Annotated in this window: 19 protein-coding genes; 11 read left to right on the plus strand and 8 right to left on the minus strand. The window is 73.6% G+C overall.

Annotated features, from left to right (window positions below; all coding sequences use genetic code 11):
• Positions 1-51 precede the first annotated feature (51 nt).
• From ACFZB9_RS03825 to ACFZB9_RS03840, 4 genes are all read left to right on the plus strand, one after another.
• On the plus strand, positions 52-330 hold the full coding sequence (locus tag ACFZB9_RS03825; protein WP_391443391.1) for a ubiquitin-like small modifier protein 1: 279 nt from the start codon (positions 52-54) through the stop codon (positions 328-330).
• Positions 331-910: 580 nt separating this feature from the next.
• Complete coding sequence (locus ACFZB9_RS03830; protein ID WP_030289665.1) at positions 911-1,114, plus strand: cold-shock protein; 204 nt, start codon at positions 911-913, stop codon at positions 1,112-1,114.
• A 328-nt stretch (positions 1,115-1,442) separates the two neighbouring features.
• Positions 1,443-3,065 (plus strand): chaperonin GroEL, encoded by a 1,623-nt coding sequence (gene groL / locus ACFZB9_RS03835; protein ID WP_391443392.1) that lies wholly within the window; start codon positions 1,443-1,445, stop codon positions 3,063-3,065.
• Positions 3,066-3,166: 101 nt separating this feature from the next.
• On the plus strand, positions 3,167-3,544 hold the full coding sequence (locus ACFZB9_RS03840; RefSeq protein WP_391443393.1) for a hypothetical protein: 378 nt from the start codon (positions 3,167-3,169) through the stop codon (positions 3,542-3,544).
• Positions 3,545-3,652: 108 nt separating this feature from the next.
• Here ACFZB9_RS03840 and ACFZB9_RS03845 read toward each other — a convergent pair whose 3' ends face one another.
• The gene (locus ACFZB9_RS03845) at positions 3,653-4,312 is read right to left on the minus strand and encodes a hypothetical protein (RefSeq protein WP_391443394.1); all 660 of its coding nucleotides are present in this window, start codon (positions 4,310-4,312) and stop codon (positions 3,653-3,655) included.
• Between the two features lie 67 nt (positions 4,313-4,379).
• On the opposite strand from ACFZB9_RS03845, the gene ACFZB9_RS03850 reads away from it, so the two are divergent.
• The 3 genes from ACFZB9_RS03850 to ACFZB9_RS03860 all read left to right on the plus strand — a co-directional run bounded on the left by ACFZB9_RS03850 (position 4,380) and on the right by ACFZB9_RS03860 (position 6,425).
• Positions 4,380-4,727 carry a PadR family transcriptional regulator gene (locus tag ACFZB9_RS03850; RefSeq protein WP_391443395.1) on the plus strand — a complete coding sequence of 116 codons (348 nt, stop codon included), beginning with the start codon at positions 4,380-4,382 and terminating at the stop codon, positions 4,725-4,727.
• Positions 4,724-5,677 (plus strand): hypothetical protein, encoded by a 954-nt coding sequence (locus ACFZB9_RS03855; protein WP_391443396.1) that lies wholly within the window; start codon positions 4,724-4,726, stop codon positions 5,675-5,677. The genes ACFZB9_RS03850 and ACFZB9_RS03855 overlap by 4 nt, the downstream gene beginning before the upstream one ends.
• 61 nt (positions 5,678-5,738) lie before the next feature.
• The gene (locus ACFZB9_RS03860; protein ID WP_391443397.1) at positions 5,739-6,425 is read left to right on the plus strand and encodes a copper homeostasis protein CutC; all 687 of its coding nucleotides are present in this window, start codon (positions 5,739-5,741) and stop codon (positions 6,423-6,425) included.
• 71 nt (positions 6,426-6,496) lie between these two features.
• On the opposite strand, the gene ACFZB9_RS03865 is transcribed toward ACFZB9_RS03860, so the two are convergent.
• Positions 6,497-8,563: a HelD family protein gene (locus tag ACFZB9_RS03865; protein ID WP_391443398.1), complete on the minus strand. Its 2,067-nt coding sequence runs from the start codon at positions 8,561-8,563 to the stop codon at positions 6,497-6,499.
• 292 nt (positions 8,564-8,855) lie between these two features.
• On the opposite strand from ACFZB9_RS03865, the gene ACFZB9_RS03870 reads away from it, so the two are divergent.
• Positions 8,856-9,080, plus strand: a complete 225-nt coding sequence (locus ACFZB9_RS03870) for a hypothetical protein (RefSeq protein WP_391443399.1) — start codon at positions 8,856-8,858, stop codon at positions 9,078-9,080.
• A gap of 75 nt (positions 9,081-9,155) precedes the next feature.
• Here the strand turns inward: ACFZB9_RS03870 and ACFZB9_RS03875 are convergent, their stop codons facing one another.
• From ACFZB9_RS03875 to ACFZB9_RS03885, 3 genes are all read right to left on the minus strand, one after another.
• Positions 9,156-10,790 (minus strand): DNA repair helicase XPB, encoded by a 1,635-nt coding sequence (locus tag ACFZB9_RS03875; RefSeq protein WP_391443400.1) that lies wholly within the window; start codon positions 10,788-10,790, stop codon positions 9,156-9,158.
• A gap of 263 nt (positions 10,791-11,053) precedes the next feature.
• Positions 11,054-11,773 (minus strand): peptidoglycan editing factor PgeF, encoded by a 720-nt coding sequence (pgeF, locus tag ACFZB9_RS03880; RefSeq protein WP_391443401.1) that lies wholly within the window; start codon positions 11,771-11,773, stop codon positions 11,054-11,056.
• Between the two features lie 18 nt (positions 11,774-11,791).
• The gene (locus tag ACFZB9_RS03885) at positions 11,792-14,329 is read right to left on the minus strand and encodes a helicase-associated domain-containing protein (RefSeq protein WP_391443402.1); all 2,538 of its coding nucleotides are present in this window, start codon (positions 14,327-14,329) and stop codon (positions 11,792-11,794) included.
• A 208-nt stretch (positions 14,330-14,537) separates the two neighbouring features.
• On the opposite strand from ACFZB9_RS03885, the gene ACFZB9_RS03890 reads away from it, so the two are divergent.
• Positions 14,538-15,671, plus strand: a complete 1,134-nt coding sequence (locus tag ACFZB9_RS03890; protein ID WP_391443403.1) for a hypothetical protein — start codon at positions 14,538-14,540, stop codon at positions 15,669-15,671.
• 93 nt (positions 15,672-15,764) lie between these two features.
• On the opposite strand, the gene ACFZB9_RS03895 is transcribed toward ACFZB9_RS03890, so the two are convergent.
• Complete coding sequence (locus ACFZB9_RS03895) at positions 15,765-16,349, minus strand: TetR family transcriptional regulator (protein ID WP_391443404.1); 585 nt, start codon at positions 16,347-16,349, stop codon at positions 15,765-15,767.
• 114 nt (positions 16,350-16,463) lie between these two features.
• Here ACFZB9_RS03895 and ACFZB9_RS03900 point away from each other — a divergent pair, with 114 nt between their 5' ends.
• Positions 16,464-16,679 (plus strand): hypothetical protein, encoded by a 216-nt coding sequence (locus ACFZB9_RS03900; RefSeq protein WP_391443405.1) that lies wholly within the window; start codon positions 16,464-16,466, stop codon positions 16,677-16,679.
• A 31-nt stretch (positions 16,680-16,710) separates the two neighbouring features.
• Here the strand turns inward: ACFZB9_RS03900 and ACFZB9_RS03905 are convergent, their stop codons facing one another.
• Both ACFZB9_RS03905 and ACFZB9_RS03910 read right to left on the minus strand, forming a co-directional pair.
• On the minus strand, positions 16,711-17,595 hold the full coding sequence (locus tag ACFZB9_RS03905) for a class I SAM-dependent methyltransferase (protein WP_391443406.1): 885 nt from the start codon (positions 17,593-17,595) through the stop codon (positions 16,711-16,713).
• Between the two features lie 119 nt (positions 17,596-17,714).
• On the minus strand, positions 17,715-18,677 hold the full coding sequence (locus ACFZB9_RS03910; RefSeq protein ID WP_391443407.1) for an ABC transporter substrate-binding protein: 963 nt from the start codon (positions 18,675-18,677) through the stop codon (positions 17,715-17,717).
• A gap of 121 nt (positions 18,678-18,798) precedes the next feature.
• Between ACFZB9_RS03910 and ACFZB9_RS03915 the strand changes: the two genes are divergently transcribed.
• Positions 18,799-19,431, plus strand: a complete 633-nt coding sequence (locus ACFZB9_RS03915) for an HAD family hydrolase (RefSeq protein ID WP_391443408.1) — start codon at positions 18,799-18,801, stop codon at positions 19,429-19,431.
• The last annotated feature ends 22 nt before the right edge of the window (positions 19,432-19,453 follow it).

A 19,453-nucleotide genomic window follows, 5' to 3' on the forward strand; every position in this document is an offset into this window, starting at 1 on the left:
GCAGCTGGGCCAGTGGCTCAGCCGGCAGTTCAGCAAGCGAGGAGACACCCGATGAGCGCGAACGTCCGTATCCCGACCATCCTGCGCACCTACACCGAGGGCGCGGCCGAGGTGAGCGCCGAGGGCGCCACCCTGCAGGAGGTCATCGCCGACCTGGAGCGCAACCACCCGGGCATCGCCGCCCGGATCCTGGACGAGGCGGGCAAGCTGCGCCGCTTCGTGAACGTGTACGTCAACGACGACGACGTGCGGTTCGCCGAGGGCCTGGCCACCGAGATCAAGGACGGCGCCGGCGTCTCGATCATCCCGGCCGTCGCGGGCGGCTGCTGACGGGGCATCAGCACCCCTTCGGGCACGCGTTCAGGGCGCCGTCCGGCCGTTGGCCGGGCGGCGCCCTGCTGTCGGCGCGCGGCCGCGGCGCTGCGGCGCGGCCGGTGTCCGTGGCTGTCCCCGGCAGGGCATAGGCTGTCCCCGAGCCCCGCGTCGGGCTCGCCGCGCCGCTCGAAGACCGGTTGAGCGCGGCTGGGGTCGTCCGGCCGGTGAGACGTATCTGCCGAGGTATCACCCAGACCCTGTCGGCGCCTCGTCAGAATTCTTTGGACTATTTGCGGGTTTCGTCCGCTATGTCCCAGCCGAATTGCCGAGGTCTGTCGCATTCATCCCCGACTATCCCTTGGCGCCCCAAGCGAATTGGCGTCCAGTGACCCTGTTGCGCAGGGCGCTGATGCGGATACATTCAGCCGCGGTCGATGCATTCGCCTGCTCCGTCAGCGCCAACTGGCGCTCGGGGGTGGGACGCTGCGGCATGCGGGAGCGCGCCCAGGGGGGTTACCTCGGGCCGGTCCGTCACGACCCGCGCCCGTGACCTGCGGGTGCGCGAAGGGCCAGCACAGCACTAGGGGAGTTCGGAATGGCTCAGGGCACCGTCAAGTGGTTCAACGCGGAGAAGGGCTACGGCTTCATCGCGGTCGACGGTGGTGCGGACGTGTTCGTCCACTACAGCGCGATCCAGATGGACGGCTACCGCACCCTTGAAGAGGGCCAGCGGGTCGAGTTCGAGATCTCCCAGGGGCAGAAGGGCCCGCAGGCGGACATGGTCCGCGCGGCGGTCTGACCTTTCCGAACCTCGGAGCCTCGGCTCTCACCGAGCTGGTGGTTCAGCAGCAGGCCCGTGAGGCTTCCCGGACACCGGGACGTCTCGCGGGCCTGCTGTTCGTCTGCCGCGAGTCGCCGCGAGTTGCCGCCAGGTCACCCGAGGAGCTTGCACTCGCCATGCCGGAGTGCTAACTATTGGCGTTAGCACTCACAGCATGAGAGTGACAACGGACCGGGTCGGTGAGGCCCCCGGGAGCGGTAGGGGACAGGACCCCCGCATACCAGGGCCGTCCGTCGCGGGCACCTCTGGTCCGAGCAGTCGACCGTGTCCTGGAGGACCACTTCCGATGGCCAAGATCATCGCGTTTGACGAGGAAGCTCGCCGCGGCCTTGAGCGCGGCATGAACCAGCTTGCCGACGCAGTCAAGGTGACGCTGGGCCCCAAGGGCCGCAACGTCGTCCTTGAGAAGAAGTGGGGCGCCCCCACGATCACCAACGACGGTGTCTCCATCGCCAAGGAGATCGAGCTCGAGGACCCCTACGAGAAGATCGGCGCGGAGCTCGTCAAGGAGGTCGCCAAGAAGACCGACGACGTCGCGGGTGACGGCACCACCACCGCCACCGTGCTGGCCCAGGCGCTCGTTCGCGAGGGTCTGCGCAACGTCGCCGCCGGCGCCAACCCGATGGCCCTCAAGCGCGGTATCGAGAAGGCCGTCGCGGCCGTCTCGGACCAGCTGCTGGCCCAGGCCAAGGATGTGGAGACCAAGGAGCAGATCGCTTCGACCGCCTCCATCTCGGCCGCCGACACCCAGATCGGCGAGCTCATCGCCGAGGCCATGGACAAGGTCGGCAAGGAAGGCGTCATCACCGTCGAGGAGAGCAACACCTTCGGTCTGGAGCTTGAGCTCACCGAGGGCATGCGCTTCGACAAGGGCTACATCTCGGCCTACTTCGCCACCGACCTGGAGCGGATGGAGGCCTCGTTCGACGAGCCCTACATCCTGATCGCCAACTCCAAGATCGGCTCGGTCAAGGACCTGCTCCCGCTGCTGGAGAAGGTCATGCAGAGCGGCAAGCCGCTGCTGATCATCGCCGAGGACGTCGAGGGCGAGGCCCTGTCGACCCTGGTGGTCAACAAGATCCGCGGCACCTTCAAGTCCGTCGCCGTCAAGGCCCCGGGCTTCGGCGACCGCCGCAAGGCCATGCTCGGCGACATCGCCATCCTCACCGGTGGCACCGTGATCTCCGAGGAGGTCGGCCTCAAGCTCGAGAACGCCGGTCTCGACCTGCTGGGCACCGCCCGCAAGGTGGTCATCACCAAGGACGAGACCACCATCGTCGACGGTGGCGGCGACAGCGACCAGGTCGCCGGGCGGGTCAACCAGATCCGCGCCGAGATCGAGAACAGCGACTCGGACTACGACCGCGAGAAGCTCCAGGAGCGCCTCGCCAAGCTGGCCGGCGGCGTGGCCGTCATCAAGGCCGGCGCGGCCACCGAGGTCGAGCTCAAGGAGCGCAAGCACCGCATCGAGGACGCCGTTCGCAACGCGAAGGCGGCCGTCGAGGAGGGCATCGTCGCGGGTGGTGGCGTCGCGCTGCTGCAGGCGTCGATCGCCTTCGACAAGCTGGAGCTGGAGGGCGACGAGGCCACCGGTGCCAACATCGTCAAGGTCGCGCTGGAGGCCCCGATCAAGCAGATCGCGGTCAACGCCGGCCTTGAGGGCGGTGTCGTGGTGGAGAAGGTGCGCAACCTCCCCGCCGGCCACGGCCTGAACGCCGCGACCAACGAGTACGTCGACCTGATCGCCGAGGGCATCATCGACCCGGCCAAGGTCACCCGCTCCGCGCTGCAGAACGCCGCCTCCATCGCGGCGCTCTTCCTCACCACCGAGGCCGTCATCGCCGACAAGCCGGAGAAGGCCGCTGCCGGCGCTCCGGGCGGCATGCCGGGCGGTGACATGGACTTCTGATCCTCCACCGAGGATCACGGGTTCTGAACAGGGCGGCCTCCTTCGGGAGGCCGCCCTTTCGCGTGCCGGTCCGGCTGCCCGGGGTGCGGGACAATGGCCGTATGTCCGACATCGAAGCCGCCCTGCACCAGGCCCGCGCGCTGATCCTCACCGACCTGTCCGCCCGCTCCGTCCTGGACCGCGACCCCGCCGCGGACGCCGCCGTGGTGTCGCTGGTGGAGGACGCCGTGACGCACCGGCGGTGGTGGCTGGAGCAGTGGCCGGACGGCGCCGGTTTCGTGGCCGGGCTGCTCGCCCAGGACGTCCAGGACGCGCTGCTGGAGGGCTACGGCCGCTGGCCGCTGTGCGAGGCCTGCGCGCGCGAGGGCGACCCGCACGCGCTCGGTGTGGAGCCCGAGTTGGGGGCCGATCCGCACTGGGTGTGCGGCAAGGAGGGCGTCGCGGTGGCGGCGGTCGGCTCGCTCCCGGCCCAGCCCTGAGCGTGTCCGGCTCTGAGCTCGTCCGGTCCTGAGCTCGTCCGGTCCTGAGCTCGTCCGGCTCTGAGCTCGTCCGGTCCTGAGCTCGTCCGGCTCTGAGCGTGTCCGGCCCTAGGCGAGCAGGGTGTTGATCTCCGCCAGCAGGTTGGCCCGGGCCTGCCGCTCGAACCGGCCGTGCCCGGCGGGGGTGCGGTAGAGCACCGGCAGCGCTATCAGCTGGTGCAGGATGATCGCGCGCTCGCGGCGGAACACCTCCTCGGGGATGAAGGCGTACTCCTCGCGGACCGCGGCGGCGTAGGCGGCGTACGCCTCGGGCGAGCGCCCGAGCACCGCGAGGTCGGCGTCGCAGAGCACCTCGCCGTCCCGGTCGCCGGGGCGCGGGAAGTGGCCGACGGTGAGCCGCACCAGCCGGACCACCTCGGCGATCAGCCCGGCCGCCAGCCCCGCCTCGCCCAGCGCCCGGATGGCCAACTGGGCGCTGCGCTCCTCGTTCTCGGAGCGGTCCGGCCGGTAGACGGCGTCGTGGAACCAGGCCGCCAGCCGTACGGTGTCCGGCGCGTCGGCGAACTCGGCGAGCACGTCCACCTCGTCCAGCACGGCCAGCAGGTGGTCCGTGGTGTGGTAGCGGCGGTGCGGCTCGGCCCAGCGTGCCAGCAGCGCGCGCCCGTACGGCTCGGGATCGACGGTGGCCGAGCAGCGCTCCAACAGGGCGGTCCAGCGATCGAGCAGGGCGTCGGCGGCGGGGTGCGGGTCGGATGCCATGACGGTCATTCTGCTCCTGAACATCTCTCAGATTCACCTCTGGACCCATATACCGATGATCGGTATATATAGACGCATGACAGAACGGGCCATGCAGGAGCCGACGCGGCTCCTGCTCACCGCGCTCGCCGATGCTCCCAGGCACGGCTACGCGCTCATTCAGGAGATCTCCGTGATCTCCGGCGGTCGGGTCACGATGCGCGCCGGCACGCTGTACGCGGCGCTCGACCGGCTGCTCGACCAGGGTTTGATCCACGTCGACCGCGACGAGGTGGTGGACGGGCGGGCCCGGCGCACCTACGCGCTGAGCGAGCCGGGGCGCACGCTGCTCGCCGAGGAGACCGAGCGGCTGCGCGTCCTCGTCGCCGAGGCCGAGCGACGGCTCTCGGTGGTCCGTCCGATCACCAGGGGGGCGTTCGCATGACCGGGAACCAGAGGTCGCTGCGGCTCGCCCTGGCCGTGTACCCGAAGCGCTACCGGGCCGAGCGCGGCACCGAGATCGCGGAGGTGTACGCGGACACGACGGCGGGCGCCGGCCTGCGCGTGCGGGCACGGGAGTGGTACGGGGTGGCCGGCTACGGGATGCGGATGCGGCTGGGGGTGACGTCGACCAGGCCGGCGGGCCGGCTGCTCGGCGAGGCGGCGCCGCTGATCGCGGGGGCGGCTGCGGGCGCGGGGCTGGGACAGCTCGCGCAGCTGCTCCGGTGGTCGGGCGGGGGGTACTTCCGGCCCCACCAGTACCTGCTCCTCGCGGTCGGCCTGCTCGCCGTTCCGATGCTCGCGGCCGTGCTCCGGGGACGGTGGAGTGCCGCCCGGGTGCTCGCGCTGGTGTCGGTGGCGGGCTGGGTGGTGGGCATGTGCGGGCAGGTCCAGGAGTCGCTCCCGCCTCACCACCATGCCGGCCACTGGCTCCTTCCGCTGGTCGTCTTGGCGGTGCTGACGCTGCTGGCGTACGTGCCGCCGCTGTTCTGGGCGCTGATGCTGTTGCTGACCCCGGCCGACCTGCTGGATCGCGGGGAGCGTCGGCGGCCGGCGCCGGCGATGACGCTGGTGGTCGCGGCGACCGTCTATCTGCAGGGCACCCGCACGATGTTCGAGTTCGAGCGCAGCCTGTCCGGGCTCACCGTGCTGACCGGTCTGGCGGTGTCGCTGCTGGCCGCCGCGTTGGTCGGGCGCGGCCGGGTGCCGGTGGCCGGGGTGGCGCTGGCCTGGCAGCCGCTGATCCTGACGGCTGCGGTGTCAGCGCTGGAGGGCCCCCGTCAGTTCGTCCTGTCGGCTGCGGCCGTCATGGGCGCGCTGACGCTGATCGGCGGCCTGACGGTGCGGCACTGGCGGCGGCTGGTCCGGACCTCCGGCGGGACGCCGCCGGCGTAGCTGCGGCGCGGTTTCCGGTAGGGGCTCGCGGCCGGGCGGGGCGGTGTGGCAGGCTACCGATATGTCTAGACCAATCTTCGAAGTCATCGCGCTGACGGCGCTCGATGCCCAGGCCGCGCAGTCGGGCGGCGCCGACCGGCTCGAACTGGTCACCGACATGGCCGCCGACGGACTGACCCCCGCACTCGCCGACTTCGCCGCGATCCGGGCGGCCGTGGACCTGCCGCTGCGGGTGATGCTGCGGATCCGGGACGGCTTCGGCGCCGGCGACCTGGCGGAGCTGGTGACCCGGGCGGCGGCACTGCGGGCCGAGGGCGCCGAGGAGTTCGTCCTCGGCTTCCTGGACCAGCGGGGCGACGTCGACCTGCCCGCCGTGCGCGCCGTGGCCGAGGCGGTGGCGGGCTGCCGCTGGACCTTCCACCGGGCGATCGACCACAGCGCCGACCGGGCCGCGCTGCGCGCCGCCGTCGGCGAGCTGCCGGGCCTGGACACCTTCCTCACCTCGGGGGCCGCCGCGGGGGTCGCGGCGGGCGGCGAGGTGCTGGCCGGTGAGCTGGCCAAGTCGGGGGAGCCGGGCTACCGGCAGCAGATCCTGATCGGTGGCGGACTGCACGCCGAGCACCTGCCGCGGCTGCGGGCCGAGGGCTTCGACGCCTTCCACGTGGGCGGCGCGGTGCGGGCCGCGGGCTGGAACTCGCCGGTGGACGCGGCCAAGGTCGCCCAGTGGCGGGCGCTGATCGACAGCTGAGCGGTTGAACGGCTGGGCGGCTGGGCGGTTGAACGGCTGAGCCGCCGTTCAGCGGCTCAGCTCGGCTCAGCTCAGCTCAACTCGGCCGGCAGCGGCTCGGCGTGCAGCACCGTGAGGCCGGAGACCGCACGGGTCAGCGAGACGTACAGCCGCCGCAGGCCGGTGCGCCGGTCCGGCTCGCCCGCCACCACGGCCGCCGGCTCGTCCAGCACCACGTAGTCGTACTCCAGACCCTTGGCCAACGAGGCCGGCACCAGGGTGAGCCGGCTCTCCGCGGTGGTCTCGGTGCCCGGCGTCAGATAGGCGAGCCCGGCCTCGGCCAGCGCGGCCTCGAAGAGCGGCAGGCGCGCGTCGGCGGCGATCAGGCCGGTCGAGCCCTCGTGCGCCAGCGCCTCCCGGCAGGCCCGCACCACCGCCGCGACCAGCTCCTCCTCGCCGGCCCGGCGGATCGTCAGCGAGTCGACGGCGGCACGGATCGAGGTGGCGGGCGCCAGGCCCGGGGCGATCGCCGGCAGCAGGCGCGAGGCGTAGGCGATCACCTCCTCGGGCACCCGGAAACCGGTGGTGAGCTCCTCGATGTGCGCGCCCGGCTTGCCCAGGTGCTGCAGCGCCTCCGGCCAACTGCCGGTCGCCCACGGGGTGGTGCCCTGCGCCAGGTCGCCCAGCACGGTGGCCGAGCCGGTGCTGCAGCGCCGGCCCACCGCGCGGTACTGCATCGGCGAGAGGTCCTGCGCCTCGTCCAGCACCACATGGCCGAGCGAGGGCGTGCGGTGCACCAGGTCGACGGCCTCGTCCACCAGCACCGCGTCCGCAGCCGTCCACGGCGCGGTCTTCGGCGAGCGGCCCGGCTTGGCCCACCGGATCGCCTCCTGCTCCGGCGCGTCCAGGATCCCGTCCGCGCAACTCGCCAGGAACTCGGCGTCGGTGAGCAGCCGGTGCACCAGCTTGGCCGGGTCCACCGGCGGCCAGCAGGCCTTGACCATGGCCTTGACCTCGCGCGAGCGGGCCACCGCGTCCTGTACCCGGTCGTCGGGGGCCTCGCCGCCCTGCTCCATCTTCAGCAGCACGGCGTGCGAGATCCGCTGGGGCAGCGCCTCCATGGCGGCCCCGTAGCGGATGTCCCGGCTCGCCAGCTCCTCGATGATCTCGACCTGCTCGAACACCGGGACCCGCCACCGCCGGGAGCCGCGCACCACCACGCAGGGCTCGGTGGGCAGCGTGATGCCCGAGCGCACGGCCCGGCGCAGCACCTGCGCCATCCGCGCGTCGCCCTTGATCCGGGCCGCCTCGGCCGAGTCGGTGCCGCGCACCTCGACATGCCGCACCAGCTCCTGGACGGTGGCCTGCGCCACGTCCAACTCGCCCAGCGCGGGCAGCACCTGCTCGATGTAGGAGAGGAAGGAGGCGTTCGGCCCGATCACCAGGGTGCCGGACTTGGCGAGCCGCTCGCGGTGCGCGTACAGCAGGTACGCCACCCGGTGCAGGCCCACCGCGGTCTTCCCGGTGCCGGGCGCGCCCTGCACGCAGACCGTGCCGGTCACCTCGGCACGCACGATCTCGTCCTGCTCGGGCTGGATGGTGGCCACGATGTCGCGCATCGGGCCGACGCGCGGCTTCTCGATCTCGGCCGCGAGCAGCGCGGAGGCGCTCTCCAACTCGGCCGGGTCGCTCAGGTTCTCGTCCTCGTAGGCGGTCAACTCGCCGCCGGTGTAGCCGAACCGGCGCCGCTTGCCGATGTCCATCGGGTCCTTGCGGCTGGCCCGGTAGAAGGTCTGGGAGACCGGCGCGCGCCAGTCGATCACCATCGGGTCGCCCTCGGCGTCGTGCACGTGGCGCCGCCCGATGTAGAACCGCTCTCCGCCGGCACCTTCGCTCGCATCACCGGAGATCGCGTGCAGGAAGTCCAGGCGGCCGAAGAAGAGCGGGGTGTGGGCGAGGTCGGCCAGCGCGGCGATCCGGCGCTCGACCTGCTTGCGCAGCACCTCGGCGGTCACCCAGGTGCCGGCCACGTCCGAGATGTCCAGGGCCTGGGCGTCCTCGCGCATCGCGCGCAGGGCGGCCCGGGAGAAGGCGAGGTGGTCGCGCTCGCGCTGCAGCGGGTCGGGCACGGCGGTGTCGGTGGTGGCGGGGGATGGCACAGCGAACCTTCCCGGCCGCGCCGTTGGGGGTCGCGGCGGTCTCGTCGTAGCTCACAGTGAAGGAACCTGACCGGTTGCCGAGCGGCCAGGGCCTCCCACGGCTGCCACGTACGGCACCACGGTTCGGGAGGGGGCAGACCGGACAGCATAGAGCGCCGTTCGTCCCCGCGCTAACGGATATTCGCCGGATAAGTGTCTCGGGGTCGGCTACGCCGGGGGGACGAGTTCGGCTCCTGCGACTACGGACTTTGGGCCGATGTATCCGCGGCGCTCGAAAACTACCGTGGAACACATGAGCACCGTCAACGTCACGGCGCCCCGGGCAGCGGCCAAGACCCCCCGGGCGCGCACCACCACCGAGTCCCTGACCAGCCCGCCCGTCGGCGCCACCGCGGCCTCCGCGATCGACGGCACGCGCCGGCGACGGCCGCTGAACCAGGCCGTGCGCAACGTCGGCATCGTGCTCGACACCGCCGCGCGCGTGGTCTTCCTCGGGCGCGACGGCGTCAAGCTGTAGTCCGCTGCCGACTACCGTCCGTTACACGTCTACTGTCCGTTACGCAGCTATCGTCCGCTACACGTCTACCGTCCGTTACACGTCGTCCGCGTCGATGATCCGGTAGGCGTACCCCTGCTCGGCCAGGAACCGCTGGCGGTGCGCCGCGAAGTCCTGGTCGACGGTGTCACGGGCCACCACCGAGTAGAAGTGCGCGGAGTGCCCGTCCGCCTTGGGCCGCAGCACCCGGCCCAGCCGCTGGGCCTCCTCCTGGCGGGAGCCGAAGGTCCCGGAGACCTGGATGGCCACCGTCGCCTCGGGCAGGTCGATCGAGAAGTTGGCCACCTTGGAGACCACCAGCACGCTGATCTCCTTGCTCCGGAACGCCTCGAAGAGCTTCTCGCGCTGCGCGTTGCTGGTCTCGCCCTTGATCACCGGTGCGTCCAGCACCTCGCCCAGCTCGTCGAGCTGGTCGATGTACTGCCCGATGATCAGTGTCTGGTCCTTCTCGTGCTTCTTGACCAGCGCCTCCACCACCCGGCGCTTGGTCGCCGTGGTGGAGCAGTAGCGGTAGCGCTCCTCCGGCTCGGCGGTGGCGTAGGCCAGCCGCTCGGAGTCGGTCAGGGTCACCCGCACCTCGCAGCAGTCGGCCGGCGCGATGTAGCCCTGCGCCTCGATCTCCTTCCACGGCGCGTCGAAGCGCTTGGGGCCGATCAGGCTGAACACGTCGCCCTCGCGGCCGTCCTCGCGCACCAGGGTCGCGGTCAGACCGAGCCGGCGGCGGGCCTGCAGGTCGGCGGTGAACTTGAAGACCGGCGCGGGCAGCAGGTGCACCTCGTCGTAGACCACCAGGCCCCAGTTGCGGGCGTCGAACAGCTCCAGGTGGGCGTAGGTGCCCTTCCGCTTGGTCGTCATCACCTGGTAGGTGGCGATGGTCACCGGGCGGATCTCCTTCCTGGTGCCGCTGTACTCACCGATCTCCTCCTCGGTCAGCGAGGTGCGCTTGACCAGCTCGTGCTTCCACTGCCGGGCCGAGACGGTGTTGGTGACCAGGATCAGCGTGGTCGACTTGGCCTCGGCCATCGCGGCCGCGCCGACCAGTGTCTTGCCCGCGCCACAGGGCAGCACGACCACGCCGCTGCCGCCGTGCCAGAAGCCCTCCACCGCCTGCTGCTGGTAGGGGCGCAGCTGCCAGCCGTTCTGGTCGAGCTCGATCGGGTGCGCCTCGCCGTCCACGTACCCGGCGTGGTCCTCGGCGGGCCAGCCCAGCTTGAGCAGCACCTGCTTGATCTGCCCGCGCTCGGAGGGGTGCACCACCACGGTGTCGGGCTCGACCCGGGCGCCGACCAGCGGGGCGATCTTCTTGGACTTCAGCACCTCCTCCAGCACCGGGCGGTCGGTGGTGGTCAGCACCAGCCCGTGCACCGGGTGCTTGAGCAGCTGCAGCCGCCCGTAGCGGGCCATCGTGTCGGCGACGTCGACCAGCAGCGCGTGTGGCACGGGGTAGCGCGAGTACTTCACCAGCGCGTCCACCACCTGCTCGGCGTCATGCCCGGCGGCCCGCGCGTTCCACAACCCCAGCGGCGTCACCCGATAGGTGTGCACGTGCTCGGGCGCCCGCTCCAGTTCGGCGAACGGCGCGATCACGCGACGGCAGTCGGCCGCCTGGGGGTGGTCGATCTCCAGCAGGAGAGTTTTGTCGCTCTGGACGATCAGTGGCCCGTTGTTCACGGTGAGAGGTCCTCCATCGGTCGGGCGCGGACCCTCCAGTGTCCCGCATCGGCGAAGCCTTCGGGGCCGGGAGTGGGGAAAGGCGGGGCGCGCGGGCCGTGAGTTGTGGCGCCCGGGGCGCGGTCGGGCTGCGGGCGCGCCCGGACCGCCCTGCCCTGTCACGGCTCTACGGGGGTGGCCCGGCAGCTGCGAAGGTCTCGCTTCGGGGTCCCTGTGAAGGTTCTCTGGCCGCGCGGTGCTACCAGGTAGCCGCGCGGTGGGGATCAGTCCCGTGGGTCGAGCCAGATGTAGGCGGCGAAGCGGCCGGTGGTCTGTTCGCGGCGGTGGGAGAAGAGGGCCGGGTCCTCGATGGTGCAGCGGGCGTCGTGGCGGATGTCCGTGAGGCCGGCGCGGGTCAGTTGGGCGGTGATGCCGGCGCGCAGGTCGAGGGCGGGGGTGTGCTGGCGGGTGGTGGACCAGACCTCGGGCAGGACGGCGGCGGACTCCTCGCGCATCGCGGCCGGGACCTCGTAGCACCTGCCGCAGGCGGCGGGGCCGATCAGCGCGGTCATCCGGGCCGGCTCGGCGCCGGCCTCGGCCATCGCGGCCACCAGGTTCGGGGCGACGCCGGTGAGCGTGCCGACCCGGCCCGAGTGGGCGGCGCCGACGATCCGGGCGACCGGGTCGGCGAGCAGCACGGCGGCGCAGTCCGCGCCCAGAGCGGCCAGCGCGAGGCCGGGCTCGGTGGTCCAGACGCCGTCCAGTGCCGGCGCCTCGCTGCCCCAAGGGGCGCTCACCTGCTGCACGGTGGCGCTGTGCACCTGGCGCATCCAGACCACCTTGTCCGGCGCCAGGCCGAACTGGCGGGCCGTCAGCGCCCGGTTGCGCAGCACGTTCTGGTAGTCGTCGGCGGTGGCTCCGCCCAGGTTGCGGCCGTAGGGGGCCGGGCTGACGCCGCCGTGACGGTCGGAGACGGCGCAGCGGATGCCGGGGGCGAGTTCCATATCCGCGACCCTACCCAGCTAGTCCTCGTCCAGTTCGGCCACGCCCGTGATCCGGTGCAGGGCGAAGGTGTTCAGCTTCTCCGCGTGGTGGTCGAAGGCGGTGACGTAGCCGCCCTCCACCTTGACCGGGTCGATCACCCGCTGCGAGGCCAGCCCCTCGGCGTTGATGTAGCCGATCCACATCCGCTCGCCGAGCATCACCGCGGTCTGCAGCGCGGCCAGCGTGTCGGCGGCCGCGGTGCGCGGCAGGTGGCGGGTGTCGGTGCGGGCCGGGCCTGCTTCGGGGCGGGCGGCGGCGGGGCCGGTGACGGTCTCGCGGCGGTGCGCCGTGGCGGCCCGGTCGCCGGCTCGGATCGCCTTGACGGCCGCGCCGAGCAGCACCTCGTCCGGGGCGGTGGGGCCGTCGGCGACCGGGGTGGGTGCGCTGCGCGGCGGGGTGCGGTGGCTGTCGGGGCGGGTGATCAGCAGGTCGCCCTCGGCGGACTCGGCGGCCGGCGCGTAGCCCATCGTGCGCAGCACCGTCAGCACCGTCTCCGGGCCGGCCTGGGCGGCCAGCACGGTGGGGGCGAGCAGCCGCAGCCGCAGCTCGGCGGCGCGGCGGTCGGCGAGCACCTCGGCGAGCAGCGCGGGGTCGTCGCAGCGCAGGTAGGAGCCGGCCGCGCCGACCCGCAGCACGCCGTGCCGGCGCGCGACGTCGTCGATCAGATAGCTGAGCGGTTGCGGGACGGGCGTGCGGGAGTGCTGTTCCAGGAAGGCGTGCAGGTCGGTGGCGGTCCGCCCGGCGTCCAGCGCTCGGCGAACCGATTCGGCGGTGAACCGGTAGACCGTGGCGCCACCCTTGGACTCGATCTCGGCGCACAGCGCCAGCGCCTGGGCGAGCGGGGTGAGCAGCGGGCCGGGGGCGATCGCGGTCAGGTCGGGCTGCAGGATCACGTGGTCCAGCGGCTGCGGCAGCAGCGGGGCCAGCACCGGCGCCGGGTCCTGCCCGGCCAGCAGGGCCCGGCCCGCCGCACCGAGCGCGCCGCGCCCGGTGACGCCGAGCAGCTCGGCCTCGGCCAGGCTCCACTGGGTCAGCTGGTCGCGCAGTTCGCGCCCGTCGGGGCCGGTGGGGCCGCCGCGCAGCGGGCGGTGCCAGCGCTGGACGGGCAGCAGTGCGTCGGCGTCGGCCACCGTGCCGGGCGGCAGCTCGGCGAGCAGGCCGAGCACGGCGCGCCGGGTCACCGGTGCCAGCACCCGGTCCAGCTCGGGTCCGAGGGCTGCGCGGGCCTTGCCCTTGCCGTCGGGCGCGCCGACCAGCCCGGCCACCCGGGTGCCGGCCAGCCAGCCGCGGGCCAGCACCACCCAGCGCTCGGCGGTCGGCTGTTGCAGCCACAGGTCGTAGGCGGGGGTGGGGGCCCAGACCTCGCCGGTCCGCCCGGCCAGCTCGCCCACCTCGCCGTCAGGGGCCAACAGGCCTGCACCGTAGGCAAGTTCGAGCCAGAAGGCAGCGCTCGTCTCGTCGGTCTCCAGGGCGAGGGCGGCCCGCTTGAGATCGCGCACGCCCAGGCCGCCGGCCCGCAGGGCGGCGGGCGGCTGCAGGCCCCACAGGTCGAGCAGCTCCTCGACGGTGCGGACCGCGGTGTGGGCCTGGCCGGCGGCCGCGCTGTCCACAGCCTGTGGATCGCGCTCGGCCGTGGGGACCACCACCGGTGGGACGGGCGCGACGGAGCGGTGGCTGCGTCCGCCGCGCAGGTGCAGCGCGAGCTCGCGGGGGAGCACCACGGTGCCGGGGCCGGAGGGCAGCAGCAGGCCGCGGGCCAGCAGCCACTCGACGGGGCTGCGCGCCTGATCGGCGGTGACCGGGCGCGCCGCGTCGGGGACGGTGCCGGTGGGCGGGCCCCAGACCAGCCGGTCCAGCACCCCGAGCGCGGCCGGCGGGGCCTCGGTGAGCAGCGCGGCGCACTGCTTGCGGTCGGCGAACAGCCCGCCGAGCGCGGCCACCGCGGTCACCGGGTCGGGCGTGCCGGGCAGGCCGGCGCCGGTGAGCAGCTGTTGCAGCCGGGCCGGGGACATCCCCAGGGTGGCCTCGGACAGGGTCGGCCCGAGGCCGGTGCCACCGGGCCCGGCGGCGCTGGGCGCCAGCGCCTCGCGGACCGCGATCACCAGGTGCGGCGCCGTGTCGGCGCCCCAGAGCAGCCCGCGTTCGCGCAGCGCGGCCAGCGCCCGGGGCAGCGCGGCGATCACCGCGGCCCGGTCCACCGGCTCGGCGCCGGGGTGCGCCTTGACCCGGGCCGGTCCGGCCAGCAGATCGCGCAGCACGGTGGCCGCACCGCCGTCGGGCATCGCCGCCAGCGCCTCGGCCACCTGCAGCGTGAAGCGGTCCAGCCGCTCCAGCGCGCGCAGCGCGGAAGCCCGGCTGGAGAGCCTGGCGGTCAGCTGGGTGAGGTCGGTCGGCACGGGGTTGAGCAGATCGGGGCGCAGGCGCAGCAGGGTGGCGAGTGCCTGGTCGCTGCTGGCGCGGAGTTCGTCGGCGAGGGTGCGGGCCCCGCCGGAGGCTCCGTTCGGCTCGGTGGTCATCCGACCCAGCGTAGTCGTAGCAGTTGGCGTGCGGGGTGCCGCGCCGGTGCGGAACCCCGGTGGGCTGTGCCACCCGCCGGCGACCCCCGGCGCTCGGGGGTGGCACGGCGACGCGCGGGGCATAGGGCGGGTAGCTCTCGCGTGGCTGGACGGCAGTCGGTAGCGTCAGCGGCGGCGGGGCCTGGCGTACGGAACAGGGTGGCGGACGATGGCGGGTGGGCAGTCGGGCGGACGGCCTGGCGAGCGGGGCGGTGCTCAGCCTGCGGGCGGTGCTCGGCCGGCGGGTGGCGAGGCCGGCGAGCGGCTGACCGGCGGCCTGTCGGGCGGCGAGTGGTGGCGGGTGGACGGGCCCTGGCGGGTGCTGGGCGCCGTGCCCGGCGCCGGCGCGCCCTCGGCAGCCGGTCCGGCGTCCGGCTCGGCGCCCGGCTCGGCGCCCGGATCGACGCCAGCTCAGGCCGCGGCGGAGGCCGGCGCGCAGGACGGGGTGTACCTGAGCGGGCCCGCCGTACCCCCGCGGCCGTCCGCGCCGCCCGCCGGGCAGTCGGCTGCGGGTCGGTCGGCTGCGGGTCATCCGTCCGCCGCCCCCGAGGCCCCGGCACGCCGGGCGTCGCACTCGATCTTCCGCAAGCGCACCCCGGCCGCCGGAGGGCGGCGTCAGGAGCCGGCCGCCGAGATCCCACGGCAGGCGTCCGCCGCGCCCGAGGACGGCACCCCCGCCGCCTGGCTGATCGCGCCGGCCACCCCCACCGCGGGGCCGCCGCCTGGCGCCGCCGACTTCCCCGGCTGGGACTCCGTCATGATCGAGTTCCCGCCGGACGACACCGTGACCGTCGAGCCGCCGGCCGAGGAGGTGCCGGTCCCCGAGCAGCGCGGCAAGGGGCGCAAGGCCGGCCGGCGCGGGAGGGGCGGTGAGGTCGGCAAGGGCGCCGAGGCGGAGCAGGAGCAGGAGATCGAGGCGGCGGGCGAGCTGCCCGCAGGCTCGGTGCTGGCAGGGCGGCGCCCCTCGCCGCTGCTGCTGCTCGCCGTCGCGGTGCTGGTGGGCGGTGCGGTGAGCGGGGTGATCCTGGTGCTGCTGGCCGGCTGGGGCCTGGCCTACCTCTCGGCCCGGCTCGGCAACCTGACCAAGAAGTTCGCGGTCTTCGGCATTCCGATGATCACCATGACCGCGTCCAGCATCTGGTTCTGGGGGCGCTCCGAGGGCCGCTGGGGCGACGCGCTGGCCAAGGGCGCCCCGGTGACCCATGCCACCCTCACCGCCGCGCCCGGCGTGCTGCGGCTGGCGGGGGTGCTGTCGGCCGTCTTCCTGCTGGCGGTGGCGATGCGCCGGCGCCCGCTGGGCTGATACCGGCGCCCGCTGGGCTGAGGCCGACGCCCGCGGGGTTGATACCGGCGCCCGCTGACCCGGGCCCGGCGCCCTGGCGCCCCCGGGCCCGGGTCACTGCCCGAGTTTGCGGGCCAGCTTGACCAGGGCCGCGCGCCGGCCGGCCAGGGTGTCGTCCGCCAGTCCGGTCATCACCATGGCGATCACCTTCGGCGCGGTGAACCACCAGGCGGAGAGCGCGAAGACGGCGTACAGCAGGTGCTGGGCGGGCAGCTCGCGGCTGATCGTCCCGGCCCGCTGGGCCTCCATGATCGCCGCGACCCGCTGGGCGTAGTAGGCGGCCCGCTCGTTGTCGCGGGCGGTGGGCTGCGGCTCGATCAGCAGGCCCTCCCAGCGCAGCAGGCGCAGGAAGGTGGGGTTGGCCGCGTGCCAGTCGAAGAGCAGTCCGGCGAACTCGCCGAGGTCCACGCAGTTCTCGGGCAGCGGTGAGGCGACGGCCATCACCTTGGCCAGTTCCTGGTCGATGACGTGCCCGAAGAGCTGTTCCTTGTTGCCGAAGTACTGGTAGATCCGCTCCTTGTTGACGCCGGCCAGCTTGGCGATCCGGTCCACCCGAGCACCTTCGGGGCCGTGCTCGGCGAATTCCCGCACGGCGGCGTCCAGCAGCAGCTGTTTGGTTCTCTCGGTGTCCCATGCCATGGCGGCAGTCTAGGACGAGATATCCAACTGAATGGTTGGACATTGCCCCGGAGGAGTGTCAGACTCACTCCAACCAGTTAGTTGGAGTTTTGCATTCCCCTGGGGGGTATCGCCATGTCCGCTCTCTCCGTGCACCATCGCGCCGTGATCACCTGGGTCGCCGTCTACCCGACCATCACCCTGGTGCTGGGCCTGCTCGGCCCGCACACCGCCCACCTGCCGCTCGTCGTCCGCACCCTGATCCTGTCCGGAATCGTGGTGCCGGTGGTGGTGTACGGGCTGATACCGGTGCTGCACCGGCTGCACGCCGCGACGATCGGCAAGCGGTGAGAGGGTCCGCCGGCGGGCGCCGGCGGACCCTCTACGCCCGCAGGGCCGTCGTGTAGCGGATCGCGGTGCGCCGCACCAGGCTGCCGTCGGCCGCCATGAGCGGGGCGAGCTCGGCGAGCGCCGCCAGTCGCGCCTCGTCGAGGCGCTCGGCCGGGATCGCCTCCAGCACCCCGCGCCACCCGCCCGCCCGCTGTGAGCGCCACCAGGCCTCGGCGTCCGGGTAGTGGGTGGCCGCGGGGTGTTCGACGGTGTGGACGTCGCCGAAGCCGGCCCGGTGCAGCAGCTCGGCCGCCTCCTCGGGGCTGCGGCCCAGCGGGTTGAACCTGGCCGCCCTGCTCTGCCGCACCCGGGCCGCCTCGGGCGGCAGGAAGGCGTTGAGTGCCGCGCCGGGCCGCTCCCAGCCGGGCTCGTCCGCGCCGAAGGCGGTGAAGGCGAACCGCCCGCCGGGCGCCAGCACCCGGTGCACCGAGGCCAGCGCGGCCGCCGGATCGGGGGTGAAGATCACCGCGAACGAGGAGAGCGCGGCCTCGAAGGAGCCGTCCGGGAAGCCGAGCGCCTCCGCGTCGTCCACCCGGACGCAGATGTTGCGCAGGCCCCGCCCGGCGGCCTGCGCGGCCGTGGCGCGGACCATGCCGGGGGCCAGGTCGATGCCGACCACGTAGCCCTCCTGGCCCACTTCGGCGAGCGCGGCGAAGAGCACCGCGCCCCGGCCGCAGCCGATGTCCAGCACCCGGTCCCCGGGGCGCAGGCCGGCCAGCCGGGCGAGGCGGGCGCCGATCGGATTGAAGAAGCCGCCGTTGGCCTCGTCGTACTCGTCGGCCGCGAGCGAGAACGCGTGGGCCAGGGCGGACTTGCGGCGATGGGCCGCCTCGTCCTGCCCGGCGGGTGACTCACCTCGGAGCTGAGTGTTCGTCATACCGCCATGGTGGTCCCGGTGTGGTGCGGGTCACAAGGGGTCGGTCAGGGCTGACGTGGGCGTGCGTGAGCGCCCTGCGGGCTCTAGGACGGGCTCCGGAGCAGGCCCTGGTACAGGCCCTAGTAGCTGAGCAGGGACTGCAGTTCGGCGAGGATCAGGCTGGCGCCGGTGTAGCCGATCCCCTCGAACCAGAGCTGGTCGTCCACCGGGAAGGCGCGGTGGCCGCGGACCGCGCCCAGCGCGTGCCAGGCCGGGCCGGCCAGCACCGGCGCGGCGCCGGCGGCCGCGCCGCCGTGGACGGCGTACAGCAGCACGTCACCGTCGGCCCCGGCGAGCTGGTCGGGGGCGACCTCGACGTCGAACTGGTCGACGTTCTGCGCCTCGGGCCGGCCGAGCTGGAGGTCGGCCAGGATCGTGCCGAGGAAGTTCTGCCGGCCGTAGAGCCGGATCCGCCCGCCCGGGGCGAACCGGACCAGGCTGACCCTGCGCGCGCCCGTGGCGCCCGGGCCGCCGAGCGCATGGCTCGTCGAGGCGAGCTGGCCGCGGTAGACGGCGGCCACCGCGTCGGCCTCCACCGGCCGGCCCAGCGCCCTGGCGTGCAGCTGGACGTTGTCCTTCCACGGGTACCCGGTGGTCCGGCTGAGCACGGTGGGCGCGATCGCGCGCAGCGCCTCGTAGTGCGCGCCGTCGCGCAGCAGGTTGCCCAGGATCAGTTCGGGCTGCAGCGCGCTGATCCGGGCCAGGTCCGGGGTGCCGATGCTGCCCGCGTCGGCCACCTCGGCGAGCCGGGAGGTGGGCCAGTAGCCCGGCAGGTCGGCGTCGTAGGGCGCCCGGCAGGCGCCGACGGGAGTGATCCCCAAGGTCATCGCCGAGTCCAGCTCGGCGGTGTCCAGTGTCACCACCCGCAGTGGTCGGCCCGGCACGGCCACCGCGCCGGTCGCCGCCGTGACGGTGGCGCTGGCCGCGGCGGTGGCGGTGCTCACCGGCCGCGGCGGCCGCACCCCCGGGGCCCGGCGGCAGCTGCCGAGTGCGGTCGCCAGCGCCGCGCCCAGCACGGCTCGGCGCGGTGGGTGACGGTGCATCGGGCTCCTCGGCGTCCGGCGGGCTGTCAGGGCGAGAGCGGGGCGGGGGAAGCGGACCCCTGGGAAGGATGTCCTATTTGCCGGAAATATAACGGGATGCGGGGCGCCTTAAGGTGAAGGTATGTCTGCGATCTCCGTGCCAGCCCCGCTCACCGTCGGTTTCGACCTCGACATGACCCTGCTCGACACCCGGCCGGGGATCAGGGCCACCTACCTGGCGCTGTCCGCCGAGACCGGCACCTACATCGACGCCGACCTCGCCGTCACCCGGCTCGGCCCGCCGCTCATCGTCGAGCTGACCAACTGGTTCGCCGAGGAGCAGCTGTCGGCCGCGCTGGACCGCTACCGCGCCCTCTACCCCGACTACGCCCTGGCGCCGACCGTGCCGCTGCCCGGCGCGCGGGAGTCGGTGGCGGCGGTCCGCGCGGCCGGCGGCCGGGTGGTGGTGATCACGGGCAAGTACGAGCCCAACGCGCGCCTGCACCTGGAGCACGCGGGCCTGGAGCACGACGCGCTGGTCGGCGACCTGTGGGCGGAGACCAAGGGCACGGCGCTGCGCGAGCACGGCGCCGAGATCTACGTCGGCGACCACCTCGGCGACATCATCGGCGCCCGGGCGGCCGGGGCGCTGGCGGTCGCGGTGGCCACCGGGCCGTACGACGCCGGGCAACTCGCCGAGGCCGGCGCGGACGTGGTGCTGGCGGACCTGCGGGAGTTCCCCGCCTGGCTGGCCGACCACCGCCGCGACAGCTAGCCGCGGCGGTGGTCGGCGCCGG

This window comes from Kitasatospora sp. NPDC008050, from assembly GCF_042957465.1.
Lineage (GTDB): Bacteria > Actinomycetota > Actinomycetes > Streptomycetales > Streptomycetaceae > Kitasatospora.